The following is an 18,933-nucleotide window of genomic DNA, read 5'->3' on the forward strand; positions in this document are numbered from 1 at the left end:
ACCGGTAGAGCCGGCCGCTGGCCGGCTGCTCAGGATTCCGTGGCTGCCGGCCAGCGGCCGGCACTACCATCAGATGTGACCAACCATCGCCGGTGCGTCCATCACGGGTCAATTGCCGACAATGCGGCCGTCCACCATGCGCGCCACCTGCTGGCCGAACATGGCCACGTCCTGCGGGTCGTGGCTGATCAACAACAACGGGATCCCGGTCCGGTCCAGCACGGTTTCCAGCTCCTGGCGCAGGTGCTGGCGCAGGTCGTGGTCCAGTGCGGAGAACGGTTCATCCAACAGCAGCGCCTGCGGTTGCGTCACCAGCGCCCGCGCCAGTGCGGTGCGCTGGCGCTGCCCGCCGGAAATCTGCGAGGGCAGCAGATCACCCACGGTGTCGATGCGGAAGGCGTGCAACCACTGCTCCACCGCACCGAAGCGCTGGCGGTTCCGTGGATTCAACCACCCCTTCTCCAGCCCGAACGCCACGTTCTGGCGCACGCTCAGATGCGGGAACAACGCGTAATCCTGGAACACATAGCCCAGCCGGCGGCGCTGCGGCGGCAGATCCACGCCGGTGGCCGCATCGAACAGGGTCTGCCCCTGCACGCGCACATGACCCTGGCCCGGCCGCAGCAGCCCGGCCACCGCCTTCAAGGTCAGGCTCTTGCCCGCGCCCGAAGGCCCGAACAACACCACCTGCCGCTGCGTGCACTGCAGCGATACGTCCAACACGAACTCCTGGCCGGCCGCCTGCAGGCGACGCTGCACCTGCAGGTCAAGCCACATCGCGCAGCTCCCGGCGACGCCCGCCCACCAGCCGCGCGGCCAGCAACAGGATCACGATGCAGACCACCGAGGTGAGAATCACCAGCGCATTGGCCTTGCCGTCCTGGCCGGCCTGTACCGCCTCGTAGATGGCGATCGACAACGTCTGCGTCCGGCCCGGAATGCTGCCGGCCACCATCAGCGTCGCGCCGAACTCGCCCATTGCGCGCGCAAACGCCAGCAGCAGGCCGGCGAGGATGCCGCGCCACGCCAGTGGCAGCGTGATGCGGAAAAACACCGCCACTTCGGACACACCCAGCGTGCGTGCGGCCTGCTCCAGCTGCCCGTCCACTTCCTCGAACGCCGCGCGTGCCGGCTTGAACACCAGCGGCAGCGAGGCCACCGCCGCAGCAATCACGGCCGCCTGCCAGGTGAACACCAGGTTGATGCCGAACCACGACTGCAGCCACGCACCGATCGGACCATTGCGACCGATCAACACCAGCAGGTAGTACCCCAGCACCGTCGGTGGCAGCACCATCGGCAGGGTCAGCAGCGAATCCAGCAGCTCGCGCCCGGGGAAGCGACGGCGGGCCAGCAACGCGCCCAGCGCCACGCCCAGCACCAGATTGATCGCGGTGGCCCAGCCGGCCACCTTCAGCGACAACCCCAGCGCGGTCCAGTCCAGATCCATGCCTCAGGGCTTGCCGAACCCGTGCTTGGCCAGAATCGCCTGGCCCTGTGCCGAACGCACGAAGGCAGCGAAGCGCCGTGCCTCTGCCGGCTGCGTACTGGCCCTGGTCACCGCCAGCGGATACGCAATGCGCCCGGACACCGGCACCGCGAACGCACGGCGCACCCGGTCGGGCATCGCCTGCGCATCGGTGGCATAGACGAAGCCGGCATCCACTTCACCACGCGCCACGTAATCCAGCGACTGACGCACGTTCTGCGTGGTGATGGTCTTGCCCTGCACCGACGACCACAGGCGCGCCACTTCCAGTGCGCCCTTGGCATAGCGGCCGACCGGCACGCTGTCCGGGTTGCCCAGTGCGATGCGCTGCACACCGGCACCGGCCAGGTCCTTCAAGGTACGCGGCGCCGCCTTGGCCTGCGGTGGCACCACCACCCACAGCGCGTTCACCGCGAACACCTCGCGGGTGCCGGCCGCCAGCAGATCCTGCTGCTGGGCCTGGTCCATCGTGGTTTCGTCGGCCGAGGCGAACACATCCACCGGCGCACCGCGGCTGATCTGTTGCAGCAACACGCCGGACGCGGCGAAGTTGAAATCGACCTTGGTGCCCGGGTGCGCCTTCTCATAGGCATTGCCCAGTTCGCGGAAGCTCTCGGTCAGGCTCGATGCGGCCGAAACGGTCAGCGTGGCCGCCCAGGCCGGCACCGTGGCCAGCAGGCCCAGCAACAACAGTCCAGCTCGCTTCATCGTCGGCTCCCGGCCAGGTTCAGTTCGGATCGGATTCGTCGGCCACCGCCAGCGCGGCCAGGCGCTCGGGCTGCAGCAGCAGGATCTCACGCTGCTTCACCGCGATGATCCCATCATCGCTCAGGCGGCGCAGCACGCGGCTGGCGGTTTCCGGCGCCATCCGCAGGTAGTTGGCGATCTCGGTACGCGCCATCGTCAGGTTGAAGCGCGTGGCAGAAAAACCGCGCCGCGCGTAGCGCTCGGACATGTCCAGCAGGAATGCGGCCATGCGCTCTTCGGTACGGTGGTTGGCGGCCAGCGTGGCGACCTTGCCGATCTCCGCACTGAGCAGGCTGAACAGCTTGGCCTGCAGCCCGGGCATGCGCGTGGCCAGCGAGCTCAGCTTTGGGAACGAGATGCGGCACAGATGCACCGTATCCAGCGCCACCGCATTGCAGGGGAAGCGCGAACCGTGGATCGCATTCAGGCCGATCACTTCGCCCGGCAGGCTGAAGCCCAGCACCTGCTCGTTGCCCTGGCTGTCGTCGACGAAGGTCTTGACCATGCCGGCGCGCACCGCAGCAATCGAATCAAACGACTCGCCAGCGCGGAAGATGTAGTCACCCGCATGGAACGGACCGACGTGGTCGACCAGCACGTGCAGATCGCCCAGTGCGGTCTTGTCGTAGCCCTGCGACATGCAGGCGTCGGAAAACGCGCAGGTGCTGCAGAAGTGCAGCGCGTCGCCGTCATCGGCGGCGGCGGGGTTCGGGGTGGCCTGTCCAAGGCGGCCGTGCGAAGGCGGATTCGAAGACATCTGGGCAAGACTCAAGCGATGGCGGCCGCCGGCCGGAAGCATGCGGCCATCATACGCCACAGCAGGCGCCCTTCTTCGGCCAGCCGCAGCACGCGCGCATCCCAGTGCGCCCAGCCGCGCGCGAGCAACGGTGCCAATGCTGGCAGCTGCCCGGCGAAGCATTCTTCGAACGGTTCATCGTTGCGCCATTCGAAGGCAGCCGCATCGAGCGCGTGATCGCAGGCGATACTCTGCGCCACCTCGGCCGCCAGTCGCTCGTCTTCGGACAGGATCAATCCGGCAGACACGCCCATATTCCCGGCCTGCAGCCGCGCATGCCATTCGCCCAGTTCGTCCTCCAGGCGGTAGAACACCTCGCCGATCTGGCTGCAGGCGGACAGCCCAAGCCCGATGAAATCGCTGCGGTCGCGGCGTGGCACGCCGGCCAGGTCACAATGACGCTGGCCATCGCCCGGGCCATGCGGGATCGGCAGGTCGCCGCGCTGGTAGTGGTCACCACCGATCGGTTCGTAGCCTGCTGCGCGCAGCAGGCGCCAACTCTGCAGCCATCGTGCCGCCGAGGGATGCTCTGGCAGCGCGCAAGGCGCCGGCAGCAGGATGCGCTCGGGCGCTTCGGCCAGCACCTCATGCAGTCGTTCGATGAAGCCGGTATCCGCGCTGCCGGGCACCCGCAACTGGTAGTATCGCGCGGTAAAGCCCACCTGTCGCGCATGCGCCAGCAGCGTCGGCCCGGGTGCATCGGCGCGATCAATCACGTTCAGGCGGGTGCAGCCCACCGCACGCAGTTGTGCCGGCGCCAGCGCGCTGCCCGCGTCCAGCCGCACCTCCACCTGTGGCCGCGCCACGGTGCGCAAGTACTGCGGCACGGCATCCAGCAGCTGGCCCAGCTGTGGTGGCGGCAGCGTCTCGGCCAGCCCCAACTGCAGCACCATTGCCACCACCTCGCGATCTTCAGCCAGCGCGCCGGCCTGCAGGCGCAGCGCCAGCAGCAGGGTGTCCAGATACGCCTGCGGTGGCACGTCGCGCCCGCCACGACCCGCCTGGAAGCCGAGCGTCAAACCACGCGGGATCAGGTGCTCGTTGCTGGCGCGCACGGCGGCGCGCCACCCGCTTTCGCCAAAGCCGGTACTGAACTGGTCAGCCGGCGGAAACAGCACGTGCCGTGGCTGCCGCAGCAATGCCGCCTGCAGCGCAGTGTCCTCGCTCTCGTCAACGTGGAAGCTCATGGCAGACATCTTCGGGCGTTCCTCTTCGCGTGGCCCTGATTGAAATCAAGCGTGGCGCATCTGATGGTTCCTGCCGGCCAGCGGCCGATACTACCCTTTCACCCACCACTCGGTCGTGCCGGCCGCTGGCCGGCATCACCCCTTCACCCGCCGCGTATCGTCCTGGTAGTGCCGGCCGCTGGCCGGCAGCACCCTTCACCCGCCGCGCACCCGCTCGGCGGCAGCCGCGTCGATGGCTTCGGGCAGGTCGGTTTCGCGGTCGATCTGCGGGAAGTGGCGACGTTCCATGCGGCGGATCGCGAAATGCATCCACGCCAGTGCAGCCGCCACCAGCACGAACAGCAGCATGAAGCAGCTGCTCCAGATGCCCACCGCATCGTTCAACGCGCCAAACACGATCGGCAGGACGAAGCCACCCAGGCCGCCGATCATGCCGACCACGCCGCCCACCGCGCCCACATGCCTGGGGTAATACACCGGAATGTGCTTGTAGACCGCGGCCTTGCCCAGCGACATGAAGAAGCCCAGCACGAACACCAGCACGGTGAACATCACCACGCCGATGGCCAGATGGAAATGGAGCGGCCCGTGGATACCCTTCACCACATACTCGGTATCCGAGTAGGCCAGCAGGAAGGTGCAGATGGCCGACACGCCGAAGGTCCAGTACATCACCCGGCGCGCGCCCATCCGGTCCGACATCCAGCCACCGACCACGCGGAACAGGCTGGCCGGGATCGAATAGCACGCCGCCAGCATGCCGGCGTGGCCCACGTCCATGCCATAGGCGCCAACCAGGTAGTGCGGCAGCCACAACGCCAGCGCCACGAAGCCGCCGAAGACGAAGAAGTAGTACAGCGAGAACCGCCATACCTGCAGGTTCTTCAGTGGTGCCATCTGCTCGGCGAACGGCACCGGCTTCACGCCTTCGCGGCGGCGCTGTTCCAGAGACGGGTCTTCCTTGCTGAAGAGGAAGAACAGCACCGCAGTGACCGCCAGCGCGACGGCCCAGACCTTGGCAACCATGGTCCAGCCGGCCGCCACCATCACCAGCGGCGCCAGCAGCTTGGTCACCGCCGAACCGATGTTGCCGGCACCGAAGATGCCCAGCGCAGTGCCCTGCTTGCTGGCCGGGAACCACTTCGAGACGTAGGCCACGCCCACCGAGAAGTTGCCGCCGGCGATACCCACGCACAGCGCGGCAACCAGGAACTGGCTGTAGGTCTGTGCGTAGGTCAGCATCCAGGTAGCGACTGCACCACACAGCATCACCAGCACCATCACCTTGCGGCCACCGAACTGGTCGGACCAGATGCCGAGGAAGACGCGGCTGACCGAGCCGGTCAGCACCGGCGTGGCGATCAACAGACCGAACTGGGTGTCATTCAAGCCGAGCTGTTGACTGATCTGGATACCAATGATCGAGAAGATCATCCACACCGCAAAGCACACGGTGAAGGCGAACGTGCTCAGCCACAGCGCACGTTGCTGCTGCCCGGCACTGGCGGGGGCAAGGGCCTGGTTCATGAATTTTCCTCGTTCAAAGGGGTTCAGCCGATATCCGCTTCGGCTTCGATCTCATCCAGCCCGCGCACCGGGTAGCGTTCCTGCAACTGCAGCAGGTAGGCCTGCACCTCGCGCTGCCGCACCTGCAACTCCAGGTAGTCACGCAGCTGCGGCAGCACGGCCTCGAACGGCTGCGGCTGGCCTTCCTCGCGGGCATCGACGCAGACCACGTGGTAGCCCCAGCGCGATTCCACCGGGAAACCGGCCAGGCCTTCGCGCAGGCGGAACACCTGTCGGTCGAACTCCGGCGTGGTCTGCCCACGCTGCAGCCAGCCCAGGTCACCGCCTTCGCTGCTGGACGGGCAGCGTGAATGACGCAGAGCGAAATCGGCGAACAGGTGCGGCGACTCCTTCAGCAGTCCGAGCAGCCGCTCGCCCTCGGTGCGTGCAGCGAAGCGCCCGGCCACGTCGTCGGCCGGTGCGGCCAGCAGGATATGGCGTAGGCGCACACGGTCGGGGGAGCGGAAGCGCTCCGGGTTCTGCTCGAAGTAGCGCCGGCAGTCTTCATCGGTCGGCACGCGGTCTTCGATCGCGTCTTCCAGCAGCTGCTGGATCAGCACTTCCTCGTCACTTACCCGGTTACCCTCCGGCGCCTGCAGGCCCAGCCGCTGCGCTTCCAGGCGCAGCAGTTCGCGCACCACCAGTGCGCGTGCCGCTTCGGCACGTGACTGTTGCGGGCGCATCGCCCGGTGGTGCTGCATCTCGCGGGCGATGTCGGCCTCGCTGATCGCGGTCTCGTCCACGAACAGCCGGCACGGTGCCGGCTGCCCGAGCGAACGCGGCCCCTGCGCCGCCGCGTCATGGTGGTGCGAATGCGCCTCGGCGGGAACCGGTGCGGCGGAGTCGATCACGGTAATCGGCAGGAATTTCGGCAGGCTGCGCATGGTTTACTCCCGCGGCCCATAGCGCAGCGTGGCCTGACGGCGGCGCACCACCTGGTAGGGCCGCCACAGGTAACTGATCGGAATGCTCCATACGTGCACCAGGCGGGTGAACGGCGCGATCAGGAACAGGGTCAGGCCCAGGAAGATATGCATCTTGTAGACCCAGCTGACGCCCTCGATGTAATCAGCGGCTCCGGCACGGAAGGTCACGATGTGCTGCGCCCACTCGGCCAGCTGCACCATCACCCCACCGTCCAGGTGACCGGACGAGACGCGGATGCTGTACAGGCCCAGGCACAGCTGCGCGAACAGCAGCACCAGCACCAGGGTGTCACCGAAGCTGCCGGTAGCCCGAACACGCGCATTGAACAGGCGGCGTACCAGCAGGATGCTGATGCCGATGAAGCACAGTGCGCCGAACACACCACCGACCACCATCGCCAGCATCTGCTTCTGCGAGGAGGTGATGAAGTGCTCGTACACCGCGTGCGGCGTCAGCAGCCCGACCAGGTGGCCGCCGAGGATGGCCAGGATGCCGATGTGGAAGCAGTTGCTGCCGAGCCGCATGCCCTTGTCCGACAGCATCTGACTGGAGCCGGTGCGCCAGGTGTACATGGCCTTGTCATAGCGGGCCCAGCTGCCGATCAGCAGCACTGCCACGGCGATGTACGGGTAGTACTGGAAGGCGAATTGATGCAGGGAGTAACTCATGGCTGGACCTCACGATGCGAAGGACGGGCCGGCGAACGCACGGGCGGCTTGCAGTCTTCGGCAGGGGCTTCGGCGCCGAAGCGCACCGCCTCCTCCTCCCACAAGCGGTCCATGGCCTCGGCGGTATCGTCGCGGACTTCCTCGCTGGCACGCTGGCGCAGCGCCTGCAGATCGGCCTTGCCGTCACCGGCTTCGACCAGGATCTCGAACAGCACCCGGTGCGGCAGCTCACGCTCGGCGGCACGCGCGGCCAGCATGCCGGCGATATGGCCGATGTGGTGCAGCCACTCGCGGGCCTCGCTACCGGGGCGGTGGGCCAGGAACTCCAGCAGCAACGGCAGGTAATCCGGCAGCTCGCGGGCATCCAGTTCGAAGCCGTTGCGGCGGTAGGTTTCGACCAGATCGACCATGGCCTGGCCGCGGTCGCGCGACTCGCCATGGATGTGTTCGAAAAGCAACAGGCTCATCGAACGGCCGCGGTCGAAACTGGCCAGCCACGCCGCCTGTGCATCCAGCGCATCGGTGGCCAGCAGCTGCTGCACGAAGCTGCGCAGCTGCTGGCGGCGGGCGGGGTTCAGCGCCGGGTCGTCACAGGCGGCGAGCAGCTCCTCGCCGTGCTCCCACAGTTCCTCGCGGGGGTAGTCCAGCAACACCCCGACCAGCTTGAGCACGCTCATCACACCACCTCCTTGCGGCGCTGGTTCGGGCCTTTGTCCACCACGAAGGTGGTGGTCTTGCGCTGCCCGAACAGGTCCGCCGGGCTGTCACCATTGCAGCCGTTTCCGAAGCTGAAGCCGCAGCCGCCGCGCTCACCGAAGGCGTCGTTGGCGTACTCGCGGTGGCCGGTCGGAATCACGAAACGGTCCTCGTAGTTGGCAATGGCCAGATAGCGGTACATCTCTTCCACCTGGGCGATGCTCAGCCCGGTCTGTTCCAGCACGGCGGTGTCTTCCACGCCGTCCACGTTCTTGGCCCGGCGCCAGGCACGCATCGCCATCAGCCGCTCCAGCGCGCGTACCACCGGCGCCTCGTCACCGGCCGTCAGCAGGTTGGCCAAATAGCGCATCGGGATGCGCAGCGACGCCACGTCCGGCAGCTCGCCGCTCATGCCCACGCGGCCACGCTCGGCGGCGGACTGGATCGGCGACAGCGGCGGCACATACCAGACCATCGGCAGCGTGCGGTATTCCGGGTGCAGCGGCAGCGCCAGCTTCCAGTCGATCGCCAGCTTGTACACCGGCGACTGCTTGGCCGCATCCAGCCAGCTGTCCGGGATGCCTTCCTTGCGCGCGGCGGCGATCACTGCCGGATCGTTCGGGTCCAGGAAGATGTCCAGGTGGGCCTGGTACAGGTCCTTCTCGGCGGCTACCGAAGCGGCCTCGGCGATGCGGTCGGCGTCGTACAGCATCACGCCCAGGTAGCGGATGCGGCCCACGCAGGTTTCCGAGCACACGGTTGGCTCACCCATCTCGATGCGCGGGTAGCAGAAGATGCACTTCTCCGACTTGCCGCTCTTCCAGTTGTAGTAGATCTTCTTGTACGGGCACGCCGACACGCACATGCGCCAGCCGCGACACTTGTCCTGGTCGATCAGCACGATGCCGTCTTCCTCGCGCTTGTAGATCGCGCCCGAGGGGCACGCCGAGACGCACGCCGGGTTCAGGCAGTGCTCGCACAGGCGCGGCAGGTACATCATGAAGGTCTTTTCGAAGGCGCCGTAGATCTCCTTCTGCACCTGGTCGAAGTTGTAGTCGCGTGAGCGCTTGCTGAACTCCGAACCGAGGATCTCCTCCCAGTTCGGGCCCCACTCGATCTTCTGCATGCGCTCGCCACTGATCAGCGAACGCGGGCGTGCGGTGGGCTGGTGCTGGCTGTCCTTGGCGGTGTGCAGGTTCTGGTAGTCGAAATCGAACGGCTCGTAGTAGTCGTCGATCTGCGGCAGGTCCGGGTTGGCGAAGATCTTGGCCAGCATGCGCCAGCGGCCACCTGCGCGTGGCACCAGCTTGCCGGCGCGGCTGCGCACCCAGCCGCCGTTCCACTTGTCCTGGTTCTCCCATTCCTTCGGGTAGCCGATGCCCGGCTTGGTTTCCACGTTGTTGAACCAAGCGTACTCGACGCCCTCGCGCGAGGTCCAGACGTTCTTGCAGGTGATCGAGCAGGTATGGCAGCCGATGCACTTGTCCAGGTTCAGCACCATCGCGATCTGTGCACGGACCTTCATCACACCACCTCCTTTACAGCTGCAGGTACTGCCTCATCGTCCAGCCAATCGATCTTGTCCATCTTTCGCACGATCACGAACTCGTCGCGGTTGGTTCCGCAGGTGCCGTAGTAGTTGAAGCCATAGGCCAGCTGCGCGTAGCCGCCGATCATGTGGGTCGGCTTGAGCACGATGCGGGTCACCGAGTTGTGGATGCCGCCGCGGGTGCCGGAAATCTCCGAGCCCGGCACGTTGATGATGCGTTCCTGCGCGTGGTACATCATCGCCATGCCCGGCATCACGCGCTGGCTGACCACCGCACGCGCGGCGATCGCACCGTTGACGTTGAACAGCTCGATCCAGTCGTTGTCGACGATGCCGGCACTGCGCGCGTCGTCCTCGCTGATCCACACGATCGGACCACCGCGCGACAGCGTCTGCATGATCAGGTTGTCGCTGTAGGTGCTGTGGATGCCCCACTTCTGGTGCGGGGTGATCCAGTTCAGCACGATCTCCTTGTTGCCGTTCGGGCGCTGGTTCAGCAGCGGCTCCACCGTGCGCGTGTTGACGGGCGGGCGATAGCTCATGAAGGCCTCGCCGAAGTCGATCATCCATTCGTGGTCCTGGTAGAACTGCTGGCGACCGGTCACCGTGCGCCACGGAATCAGCTCGTGCACGTTGGTATAGCCGGCGTTGTAGCTGACGTTGTCGTCTTCCAGTCCCGACCAGATCGGCGAAGAGATGATCTTGCGCGGCTGCGCCTGGATGTCACGGAAGCGGATCGCCTCGTGCTCCTTGCCCACCGCCAGATGCGTATGCTCGCGACCGGTGAAGGCGCCCAGCGATTCCCAGGCCTTCACCGCCACGTGGCCGTTGGTTTCCGGCGCCAGGTGCAGGATTACTTCGGCCGCGTCGATCGCGGTCGAGATGGCCGGGCGCCCCTGGCTTATGCCTTCTTCGTGCACGGTGTGGTTCAACTTGCCGAGGAACTCGACCTCGTGCTTCGTGTCCCAGCTCATGCCCTTGCCGCCGTTGCCCTGCTTGTCCAGCAGTGGGCCGAGCGAGGTGAACTTGCGGTACAGGTTCGGGTAGTCACGCTCCACCACCGTCATCGACGGCATGGTCTGGCCCGGAATGGCCTCGCACTCGCCCTTCTTCCAGTCGGCTACGCCGAACGGCATGCCCAGCTCGTTGGGGGTGTCGTGCAGGGTCGGCACCAGCACCAGGTCCTTCTCCACGCCCAGCACGCCCGGCGCCATCTCGCTCACGGTGCGGGCCACCTCCTTGAAGATGTCCCAGTCGCTGCGCGATTCCCACGCAGGGTCCACCGCCTTGGACAGCGGGTGGATGAACGGGTGCATGTCCGAGGTGTTGAGGTCGTCCTTCTCGTACCAGGTTGCCGTCGGCAGCACGATGTCCGAGTACAGCGCGGTGGTGCACATGCGGAAGTCGAGCGTGACCAGCAGGTCCAGCTTGCCTTCCGGCGCCTCGTCGCGCCACTTCACCTCCTGCGGCTTCACTGCGCCCATTTCGCCCAGGTCCTTGCCCTGCAGCCCGTGGCGCGTACCCAGCAGGTGCCGCAGCATGTACTCGTGGCCCTTGCCCGAGGAACCGAGCAGGTTCGAGCGCCAGATGAACATCATGCGCGGGTGGTTCTGACTGGCGTCCGGGTCGGCGAAGGCGAAGTCCAGCGAGCCATCCTTGAACTTGCCCAGCGCGTAGTCCGCCGGGGCCACGCCGGCCGCTTCGGCCTCGCGCACCAGCTGCAGCGGGTTGCGGTCCAGCTGCGGGGTGCTCGGCAGCCAGCCCATGCGCACCGCGCGCAGGTTCAGGTCAGCCAGGCTGCCGCTGTACTTGCGGGCATCGGCCAGCGGCGACAGCAGCTCGTCCACCTGCAGCTTCTCGTAACGCCACTGCCCGGTGTTGAAATAGAAGAACGAGGTGCCGTTCATGTGGCGCGGCGGCTTGCTCCAGTCCAGGCCGAACGCGAGCGGCTGCCAGCCGGTCTGCGGGCGCAGCTTCTCCTGGCCCACGTAATGCGCCCAGCCGCCGCCGGTCTGGCCCACGCAACCACACATGATCAGCATGTTGATCAGGCCGCGGTAGTTCATGTCGTTGTGGAACCAGTGGTTCATGCCCGCGCCGACGATGATCATCGAGCGGCCGTGGGTCTTGTCGGCGGTACGCGCGAACTCGCGGGCGATCTCGATCACCTCGGCGCGCGACACGCCGGTGATGCGCTCCTGCCACGCCGGCGTGCCCGGCACCCTGTCATCGAAGCTCGATGCCACGTTGCCGCCGCCAAAGCCACGGTCCACGCCGTACTGGGCCAGCAGCAGATCGTAGACCGTGGCCACCAGCGTCTCGCCGCCGTCGACCGTGGCCAGGCGGCGCACCGGAATGTTGCGGTCCAGTACGTCTTCGGCCGGTGCGGCGGTCCAGCCGTCGCTTTCAATGCCACCGAAGTACGGGAAGCTCACCGCCTCGATGCCGTCATTGGCGTCGGACAAGCTCAGGCGCAGGCGCGTGTCGGCGCCATTGCTGGCCTTCTCTTCGATGTTCCAGCGGCCCTTTTCACCCCAGCGGAAACCGATCGAGCCATTGGGCACCACGATCTGGCCGCTGTTCTCGTCGTAGGCCAGGGTCTTCCAGTCCGGGTTGTTGGCTTCACCCAGCCCGCCCAGCTCACTGGCGCGCAGGAAGCGGCCCGCCACCAGGCGGCCATCGTCGCGGCGCTCCAGGCGCACCAGCATCGGCATGTCCGAGTACTGGCGGCAGTAGTCCTGGAAATACTGCGAGGGCGAATCGACATGGAACTCACGCAGGATCACATGGCCGAACGCAAACGCCAGCGCAGCGTCGGTGCCCTGCTTGGGGTGCAGCCAGTGGTCGGTCAGCTTGGCCAGCTCGGAATAGTCCGGGCAGATCGCCACCGTCTTGGTGCCGTTGTAGCGCGCTTCGGTGAAGAAGTGCGCATCGGGCGTACGCGTCTGAGGCACGTTCGAGCCCCAGGCGATGATGTAGCGGCTGTTGTACCAGTCGGCCGATTCGGGCACGTCGGTCTGCTCGCCCCAGATCTGCGGCGAGGCCGGCGGCAGATCGCAGTACCAGTCGTAGAACGACAGGCAGGCGCCGCCCAGCAGCGACAGGTAACGCGCGCCGGCGGCGTAGGACACCATCGACATCGCCGGAATCGGCGAGAAGCCGACCACGCGGTCCGGGCCGTACTGCTTCACCGTGTACAGATTGGAAGCGGCGATGATCTCGTTGGCCTCTTCCCACTGCAGGCGCACGAAGCCGCCCATGCCGCGGCGGGTCTTGTACGAACGCGCCTTCTCCTTGTCTTCAACAATGCTGGCCCAGGCATCGACCGGGGCCTTGCTCCTGCGCGCTTCGCGCCACAGGCGCAGCAGCGTGCCGCGGATCAGCGGGTACTTCAGCCGGTTGGCGCTGTACAGGTACCAGGAGTAGCTGGCGCCACGCGGGCAGCCACGCGGTTCATGGTTGGGCAGGTCCGGACGCGTGCGCGGGTAATCGGTCTGCTGGGTTTCCCAGGTGACCAGGCCGTTCTTGACGTAGATCTTCCAGCTGCAGGAGCCGGTGCAGTTCACCCCATGGGTGGACCGCACGATCTTGTCGTACTGCCAGCGGGCGCGGTAACTGTTTTCCCAGTCGCGGCCCTCGCTCTTGGCAAATCCATGGCCATCAGCAAAGGTCTGGGGGTCACGCTTGAAGAACTGCAAGCGATCGAGGAAATAACTCATCGGGGATCTCCCTTTGCGGACATCGGCATCGTGGCTGTGTGTGTCATCTGGCTGCGGTGCGTTTTCATGTCGTCAGCAGGGTGTCTCGGCACCGCGCCGGTAGTACCACCACCAGGTCACGGCCAGGCAGGTGACATAGAAAACAACGAATCCGTACAGCGCCATGTCGGGGCTGCCGGTCAACGTAATGGACGAGCCGTAGCTCTTGGGAATGAAGAAACCGCCGTAGGCGCCGATCGCACCGGAAAAGCCGACCACCGCAGCCGACTCGATGCTGGCCTGGTGCGCGGCGGTAGCCTTGCCCTCGGCGTTGTCGTTGGCCGACCAGCGCTCATGCAGCGTGCGGAAGATCACCGGGATCATGCGGAAGGTCGTGCCGTTGCCGATGCCACTGAGCACGAACAGCGCCATGAAGCTGAGCAGGAAGCCATGGAAGTTGCCGCCCTGGCCATCGCTGGGCAGGAAGTGCAACACACCGAACACCGCGGCGATCATCAGCGCGAACACCCAGAAGGTCAGGCGTGCGCCACCCCAGCGGTCGGCCATGCTGCCACCCACCGAGCGCATCAGTGCGCCCAGCAGCGGGCCGATGAAGGCGTAGGCCAGCGGGTTCACGTCCGGGAACTGGCTCTTCACCAGCATCGGGAAGCCGGCCGAGAAACCGATGTAGGAACCGAAGGTACCGATGTACAACCAGCACATCAGCCAGTTGTGCTTGCGGCGGAAGATCACCGCCTGCTCGGAGAACGACGAGCGGGCGCTGGTCAGGTCGTTCATGCCGAACCAGGCCGCGATGGCGCACAGCGCGATGGCCGGCACCCAGATGAAGCCGGCGTTCTGCAGGAACAGCGGTGCCCCACCCTCCACCGTGGGCTGCGGTGCACCACCCAGCGCACCGAACACGCCTACAGTGATGACCAGCGGGATCACCGCCTGCGCCACCGACACGCCCACATTGCCCAGGCCAGCGTTCAGGCCCAGCGCCAGGCCCTGCTTCTGCTTGGGATAGAAGAAGGAGATGTTGGACATCGACGATGAGAAGTTAGCGCCACCGAAGCCGCACAGGATCGCGATGGCCACGAACACCCAGTACGGCGTGGCCGGGTCCTGCACCGCAAAGCCGAGCCAGAGCGTCGGCGCCAGCAGCGAGGCGGTCGACAGCGCGGTCCAGCGGCGGCCGCCGAAGATCGGGATCACGAACGAATAGAAGATGCGCAGGGTCGCGCCGGACAGGCTGGGCAGCGCCACCAGCCAGAACAGCTGGTCGGTGCTGAAGTTGAAGCCGATCTTCGGCAGGCTGATCGACACCGCCGAGAACAGCACCCAGACCGAGAAGGCCAGCAGCAGCGAGGGGATCGAGATGACCAGGTTGCGGGTGGCAACCCGCTTGCCGGTGCGCTCCCAATAGCCGGGGTCCTCCGGCGTCCAGTCGCTGATGACGCGACCCGGACGGGCAGTGCTGCGGACAACAGGATCGCTACCGACGGTCATACATGGCTCCAAGGCTGTGGAATGACGTGGGTATTGCTTTCAAGTTGTGACCCGTCGTCGTGCAGCCATTAGGCCGTGCGGCAACTACGACGGGGTTGATCTGGATCAATCAGGGGCCGGTTTTCACCCTGCCCCTGACAAATGTCAAACCGATGAAGCGGTATTGCGGCGCGTGACTCCGCGCTGGCGCACGCTGTCGCGCACGTCCACATCGAACTGCAGCTGAAGCCGGCTGCCATCTTCCAGGGCAATGTCGAATGGCAGGCCATCCCGGCACGGCAGCCGCGCCGCCAAGGCCTCAACCGCCGGGCGCGGCAGCACCAGGCGGCAGAAGGTGCCACCATCGAGCAGCACCGGCCGCTCGCCGCCATGCAGCGACACCGCCATGCCCCAGCCCTCGATACCGCCGAAGCGGGTCATGTTCTCGACCGATTCACCGGCCAGCAGGCGCGCCAGTTCGGCCTCGTCCAGGCGAAGCCGTACCGATTGGTCCTGCAACTGCACTTTCATGACGCAACATCCTCCCATTGTTCGGGGGTATTGCAGTTGACCAGCCCGGCCTCGTCAACCGGCGCCAGGGCCACGGAATTCACGCCAAGACGGCGCTGCAGGGCCTGCAGCGAGCGCGGGCCGTCCGGGTCATCCAGCATCGATCCAAGTACGTTGCGGCAAGCATCGTCTATATCCACCAGCATGGGCAGGGGGTGGCCCGCAAAGATCGTGCATGGACCGCGATGGCCGTCACGCAATTGCTGTAGCAATCGCGGCGGCAGCAGCGGTGTATCCACCGGCACCACCCAGGCCGGGCCATCGGGCATGCGCATCGCCACGCTGTAGAGCCCGCCCAGCGGCCCGCAACGTGCCAGGCGGTCCGGTATGCCGCCGAACGCCGGGTAATTTCCGCTGACCCAGACCTCGCGTGCGCCAGCCTGCATCAACAGGCCCCGCATGTGTTCCAGCAGCGTGCGCCCCTGCCACGGCAGCAGCGCCTTGTCGCGGCCCATCCGGGTGGACAGGCCACCGGCCAGCACGATGCCGGTGATGCTCATCGCAGTAGAGCCACGCCATGCGTGGCTGCGCCGGCATCAATGTTGATGATCGTGCGCATGGTCATGGGCATGTGCAGGTTCACTGTCCGCGTGGCAGAGGCTGCAGCCCTCGCTCCACGCGCTGTCGCCGTCTTCGTAATGTTCCTGCTTCCAGATCGGGCACTGATGCTTGACCACCTCGATCAATTGCCGGCAGGCGCGGAACGCCTCGTCACGGTGCGGGCTGCCGGCGGCCACCACCACCGCCACATCGCCGATGCCGAGCCGGCCCTTGGCATGGGCCACATACAGCTTCAGCTTCGGGCCAAACGTCGCCTCGACCTCGGCGGCCAACCGCTTGAACTCGTTCAACACCAGCGGCTCGAACAGGTCGTAGGTGATCCCGGTCACCGGCCGGCCGATGTTGACGTCGCGCACCTTGCCGATGAACACATCGATGCCGCCGAAGCCCGGATCGGAGACCGCCGCGATGCCCTCGGCCGGATCGATCGCCGCCTGCGCGCGGTCCACCACCTTGGCAATGATCGTCTCGCTCATCGCTCAGCCCCCGCTCACCGGCGGCAGGATCGCCACCCGGCCATCGTCGGGCAGCGCCTCGTCGTCGCGCAGCACGCGTTGCTGATCGGCGAATGCCGAGTAATCCAGCAGGCCGGCACGGAAACCCGGCCAACGCAGTGGCAGCAGCTCGCGCAGCGCCTGGCGCAGATCGGCCACGGTGCCACCGGCCACCTCCACCGCGATTTCACGGCTGGCATCCAGATCGGAAAACGCACCGAACAACTGCAGATTCACCTGTTTCATCATGACTCCTGGCTCACCAGCTGCACCGGTTCGTGGTGACCCCAGCCCTGCACCCGCACATAGGTGCCCGCGCTGGCCAGGTCTCCCTCGGACTCCAACACCACCCAGGCGTTGGCCTGCAGCATGGACATCAAACGGAATGATTCCTGCCCGGACAGCACGCGCGCACTCAGGCGCCCCTGCGCGTCCACTTCCACCCGCGCCCGCGCATGGAAACGCAGGCCCGGCGGCGTGCGCACGTCGGCCTGCAGCGGCAGCGTCAGCACCGGCTCCGGCGCCAGCCCCAGCAGGCGGCGCAGCACCGGCTCGACGAAGAAACGCTGGCCCACGGCCGCCGAGACCGGGTTGCCCGGCAGACCGAAATACAGCGCGCCATTGGGCAGCACCGCAAACAGCAACGGCTTGCCGGGGCGGATCGCCACCTTGTGGAACACGATGCGCGCACCCCGTCCGCGCAGCGCGTCGGGAACGAAATCGTACCGGCCGGTCGACACCGCGCCGGTGCTGATCAACAGCTGCGCACCCGCAGCCAGCGCTTCATCCAGCACCGCATTGAACGCGGCCACTTCGTCGCCCACCGTGCCCTGCCACACCACCTCGGCACCGCCGGCCTGCAGGCGGCCGACCAGGTATGGCCGGTTGCTGTCACGGATCTGGCCGGATTCCAGCGTCTGCGCCGCCTCGGTCACCAACTCCTTGCCGGTAGCGATCACTGCCGCCTTCGGCCGCGCCACCACCGCCACCTCGCCCACGCCGATCGCATGCAGCAGGGTGCGCGCATTGATATCCAGCACCTGCCCGGCCTGCAGCACGCGCTCGCCGTCGCTCACGTCCTCGCCACGCATGCGCACATTTTGGCCGGGCTTTACCGTGCCCTTCAGGGCAATGCGGATCGGGCGACCGCCTTCGCTGGCGAGGATCTCCACATTCTCGACCGGCACCACCGTGTCCAGCCCGACCGGCATGCGCGCGCCGGTCATGATTTCCCAGGCACCCTCGCCGCCTTCGGCACCGGCATCGCCGGCCGCCTGCCAGCCCTGTACCCCGAATTCGGTACCGGCTTCGAATGCCACGCCGTTGGCGCGCAGCGCGAAGCCGTCCATCGCCGAATTGTCGAACGGCGGCAGCGACTGTGCGCTGTGGATGTCACGGGCCAGCGTGCGGCCCGCGGCCTCGTGCAGCGGCAGGCGTTCGGCCGGCAGCGGCGTGGCCGCGTCCAGCAGGTGCTGCAAGGCTTCACTATAGGCAATCATCCGTGGCCACCACCCTCGACCATCGCCAGGGCGTGGCCCAGTACCGGCGCCAGGATGTCCAGGCACTGCGCCGCCGCCTTCGGGCTGCCCGGCAATGCAAACACCAGCATGTTGCCCAGCTGCACCACCTCGGCGCGGCTCAGCCAGGCCATCGGCGTGTGCTGTGCGCTGAGTGCCCGCACCATCTGCGCCAGGCCATGCACCGGCCGCGCGTTCAAGGAACGCAACGCCTCCGGGGTCAGGTCTCGCGGGCCCAGCCCGGTCCCGCCGGTACACAGGCACAGGCGCACGCCCTCGGCGGCCAAGGCCTGCAGGCGGCCCGCCAACGGCTCGATGCCATCGGGCAGTACCTCGGCGGCTACCACCTCGCCCCCCAGCTTCTTCAGCCCGGTCACCAGGGTCGGGCCAGAGATATCCTCATAGGTGCCTTCGCTGGCGCGATCGCTCAGCGTGATCACCGCGCAGGCCGCGCCCTGCAGCCCCTTCGGCGCACGCGGCTTGAACCGCTCACGCTCGGCCTCGTCCATGCCATCCGGGTGCAGCCAGACACCGCGCTTGCCGCCTTCCTTGAACAGCAGGCGGATACCTTCGATGCGCAGCGCCGGTTCCACCGGCTTGCTCAGGTCGTACAGGGTCAGCAGCGCCGCGTTGACGCCGGCCAGTGCCTCCATCTCCACGCCGGTGCGGGCCTCGCTGGCGCACTCGCACCACACGCGGATCGCCTGCCGCTCCGGCACCGGCGCGCAGAACACCTGCACCAGTTCCAGCGGCAGCGGATGGCATAACGGCATCAGCATCGACGCCATCTTGGCGCCCTGCAGGCCGGCAATCTCGGCCATCACCAGCGCATCGCCTTTGGGCAGGCGGCGCTCGACGATCAGCGGATACGCCACTGGACCGGCATGCAACTCGCCCACCGCCACCGCACGGCGGCGGGTGATGCGCTTGTCACGGACATCGGCCATATGGAAGGCCGCATTCAATTCCCCACTCAT

18 protein-coding genes are annotated in these 18,933 nt (G+C 66.7%); all 18 read right to left on the reverse strand.

Going from position 1 to position 18,933, the window contains the following annotated elements:
- Positions 1-108: 108 nt before the first annotated feature.
- The 18 genes from ACEPA4_RS11285 to moaCB all read right to left on the reverse strand — a co-directional run bounded on the left by ACEPA4_RS11285 (position 109) and on the right by moaCB (position 18,933).
- Entirely contained in the window at positions 109-777 is a 669-nt protein-coding gene (locus tag ACEPA4_RS11285; RefSeq protein WP_065185683.1) for a sulfate/molybdate ABC transporter ATP-binding protein, read from the reverse strand.
- A complete protein-coding gene (gene modB, locus ACEPA4_RS11290; protein WP_065177657.1) occupies positions 767-1,450 on the reverse strand; it encodes a molybdate ABC transporter permease subunit in 684 nt (227 codons plus the stop codon). Before modB ends, ACEPA4_RS11285 begins: the two co-directional genes overlap by 11 nt.
- Before the next feature lie 3 nt (positions 1,451-1,453).
- A complete protein-coding gene (gene modA, locus ACEPA4_RS11295; RefSeq protein WP_065185684.1) occupies positions 1,454-2,197 on the reverse strand; it encodes a molybdate ABC transporter substrate-binding protein in 744 nt (247 codons plus the stop codon).
- Between the two features lie 19 nt (positions 2,198-2,216).
- Positions 2,217-2,993, reverse strand: coding sequence for a helix-turn-helix domain-containing protein (locus ACEPA4_RS11300; RefSeq protein WP_005416832.1), 777 nt, complete (start codon positions 2,991-2,993; stop codon positions 2,217-2,219).
- An 11-nt stretch (positions 2,994-3,004) separates the two neighbouring features.
- Positions 3,005-4,219 (reverse strand): coproporphyrinogen III oxidase, encoded by a 1,215-nt coding sequence (locus ACEPA4_RS11305; RefSeq protein WP_164229621.1) that lies wholly within the window; start codon positions 4,217-4,219, stop codon positions 3,005-3,007.
- Positions 4,220-4,414: 195 nt separating this feature from the next.
- Positions 4,415-5,746, reverse strand: a complete 1,332-nt coding sequence (locus ACEPA4_RS11310) for a nitrate/nitrite transporter (RefSeq protein ID WP_262090753.1) — start codon at positions 5,744-5,746, stop codon at positions 4,415-4,417.
- Between the two features lie 23 nt (positions 5,747-5,769).
- Positions 5,770-6,669, reverse strand: coding sequence for a peptidylprolyl isomerase (locus ACEPA4_RS11315; RefSeq protein WP_065185686.1), 900 nt, complete (start codon positions 6,667-6,669; stop codon positions 5,770-5,772).
- A 3-nt stretch (positions 6,670-6,672) separates the two neighbouring features.
- Positions 6,673-7,380, reverse strand: coding sequence for a respiratory nitrate reductase subunit gamma (gene narI / locus ACEPA4_RS11320; protein ID WP_005416840.1), 708 nt, complete (start codon positions 7,378-7,380; stop codon positions 6,673-6,675).
- Positions 7,377-8,057 (reverse strand): nitrate reductase molybdenum cofactor assembly chaperone, encoded by a 681-nt coding sequence (narJ, locus tag ACEPA4_RS11325; RefSeq protein ID WP_005416842.1) that lies wholly within the window; start codon positions 8,055-8,057, stop codon positions 7,377-7,379. Before narJ ends, narI begins: the two co-directional genes overlap by 4 nt.
- On the reverse strand, positions 8,057-9,601 hold the full coding sequence (gene narH, locus ACEPA4_RS11330) for a nitrate reductase subunit beta (RefSeq protein ID WP_065177652.1): 1,545 nt from the start codon (positions 9,599-9,601) through the stop codon (positions 8,057-8,059). Before narH ends, narJ begins: the two co-directional genes overlap by 1 nt.
- Entirely contained in the window at positions 9,601-13,344 is a 3,744-nt protein-coding gene (locus ACEPA4_RS11335; protein WP_235648679.1) for a nitrate reductase subunit alpha, read from the reverse strand. Before ACEPA4_RS11335 ends, narH begins: the two co-directional genes overlap by 1 nt.
- Before the next feature lie 72 nt (positions 13,345-13,416).
- Entirely contained in the window at positions 13,417-14,835 is a 1,419-nt protein-coding gene (locus ACEPA4_RS11340; RefSeq protein WP_053499738.1) for a NarK family nitrate/nitrite MFS transporter, read from the reverse strand.
- Positions 14,836-14,979: 144 nt separating this feature from the next.
- Positions 14,980-15,345: a hypothetical protein gene (locus ACEPA4_RS11345; RefSeq protein ID WP_053499740.1), complete on the reverse strand. Its 366-nt coding sequence runs from the start codon at positions 15,343-15,345 to the stop codon at positions 14,980-14,982.
- Positions 15,342-15,884 carry a molybdenum cofactor guanylyltransferase gene (locus ACEPA4_RS11350; RefSeq protein WP_065177648.1) on the reverse strand — a complete coding sequence of 181 codons (543 nt, stop codon included), beginning with the start codon at positions 15,882-15,884 and terminating at the stop codon, positions 15,342-15,344. The genes ACEPA4_RS11345 and ACEPA4_RS11350 overlap by 4 nt, the downstream gene beginning before the upstream one ends.
- 36 nt (positions 15,885-15,920) lie before the next feature.
- Positions 15,921-16,421, reverse strand: coding sequence for a molybdenum cofactor biosynthesis protein MoaE (locus tag ACEPA4_RS11355; RefSeq protein WP_005416853.1), 501 nt, complete (start codon positions 16,419-16,421; stop codon positions 15,921-15,923).
- 3 nt (positions 16,422-16,424) lie between these two features.
- Complete coding sequence (locus ACEPA4_RS11360) at positions 16,425-16,685, reverse strand: MoaD/ThiS family protein (protein WP_111128615.1); 261 nt, start codon at positions 16,683-16,685, stop codon at positions 16,425-16,427.
- The gene (glp, locus tag ACEPA4_RS11365; RefSeq protein WP_262090755.1) at positions 16,685-17,938 is read right to left on the reverse strand and encodes a gephyrin-like molybdotransferase Glp; all 1,254 of its coding nucleotides are present in this window, start codon (positions 17,936-17,938) and stop codon (positions 16,685-16,687) included. The genes ACEPA4_RS11360 and glp overlap by 1 nt, the downstream gene beginning before the upstream one ends.
- Complete coding sequence (moaCB, locus tag ACEPA4_RS11370) at positions 17,935-18,933, reverse strand: bifunctional molybdenum cofactor biosynthesis protein MoaC/MoaB (protein WP_171956504.1); 999 nt, start codon at positions 18,931-18,933, stop codon at positions 17,935-17,937. Before moaCB ends, glp begins: the two co-directional genes overlap by 4 nt.

Source organism: Stenotrophomonas sp. P2112 (genome assembly GCF_041897515.1).
In the GTDB taxonomy this organism is placed as follows: Bacteria; Pseudomonadota; Gammaproteobacteria; order Xanthomonadales; family Xanthomonadaceae; genus Stenotrophomonas; species Stenotrophomonas sepilia.

Coding starts and splice junctions, on each gene's coding strand:
- ACEPA4_RS11340 (WP_053499738.1), bottom strand. CDS start 14,835: ATGACCGTCGGTAGCGATCCTGTTGTCCGCAGCACTGCCCGTCCGGGT.
- ACEPA4_RS11300 (WP_005416832.1), bottom strand. CDS start 2,993: ATGTCTTCGAATCCGCCTTCGCACGGCCGCCTTGGACAGGCCACCCCG.
- ACEPA4_RS11305 (WP_164229621.1), bottom strand. CDS start 4,219: ATGAGCTTCCACGTTGACGAGAGCGAGGACACTGCGCTGCAGGCGGCA.
- narJ (WP_005416842.1), bottom strand. CDS start 8,057: ATGAGCGTGCTCAAGCTGGTCGGGGTGTTGCTGGACTACCCCCGCGAG.
- ACEPA4_RS11335 (WP_235648679.1), bottom strand. CDS start 13,344: ATGAGTTATTTCCTCGATCGCTTGCAGTTCTTCAAGCGTGACCCCCAG.
- modB (WP_065177657.1), bottom strand. CDS start 1,450: ATGGATCTGGACTGGACCGCGCTGGGGTTGTCGCTGAAGGTGGCCGGC.
- ACEPA4_RS11285 (WP_065185683.1), bottom strand. CDS start 777: ATGTGGCTTGACCTGCAGGTGCAGCGTCGCCTGCAGGCGGCCGGCCAG.
- ACEPA4_RS11310 (WP_262090753.1), bottom strand. CDS start 5,746: ATGAACCAGGCCCTTGCCCCCGCCAGTGCCGGGCAGCAGCAACGTGCG.
- ACEPA4_RS11345 (WP_053499740.1), bottom strand. CDS start 15,345: ATGAAAGTGCAGTTGCAGGACCAATCGGTACGGCTTCGCCTGGACGAG.
- modA (WP_065185684.1), bottom strand. CDS start 2,197: ATGAAGCGAGCTGGACTGTTGTTGCTGGGCCTGCTGGCCACGGTGCCG.
- narI (WP_005416840.1), bottom strand. CDS start 7,380: ATGAGTTACTCCCTGCATCAATTCGCCTTCCAGTACTACCCGTACATC.
- ACEPA4_RS11360 (WP_111128615.1), bottom strand. CDS start 16,685: ATGAAACAGGTGAATCTGCAGTTGTTCGGTGCGTTTTCCGATCTGGAT.
- glp (WP_262090755.1), bottom strand. CDS start 17,938: ATGATTGCCTATAGTGAAGCCTTGCAGCACCTGCTGGACGCGGCCACG.
- ACEPA4_RS11350 (WP_065177648.1), bottom strand. CDS start 15,884: ATGAGCATCACCGGCATCGTGCTGGCCGGTGGCCTGTCCACCCGGATG.
- moaCB (WP_171956504.1), bottom strand. CDS start 18,933: ATGAGTGGGGAATTGAATGCGGCCTTCCATATGGCCGATGTCCGTGAC.
- ACEPA4_RS11315 (WP_065185686.1), bottom strand. CDS start 6,669: ATGCGCAGCCTGCCGAAATTCCTGCCGATTACCGTGATCGACTCCGCC.
- narH (WP_065177652.1), bottom strand. CDS start 9,601: ATGAAGGTCCGTGCACAGATCGCGATGGTGCTGAACCTGGACAAGTGC.
- ACEPA4_RS11355 (WP_005416853.1), bottom strand. CDS start 16,421: ATGAGCGAGACGATCATTGCCAAGGTGGTGGACCGCGCGCAGGCGGCG.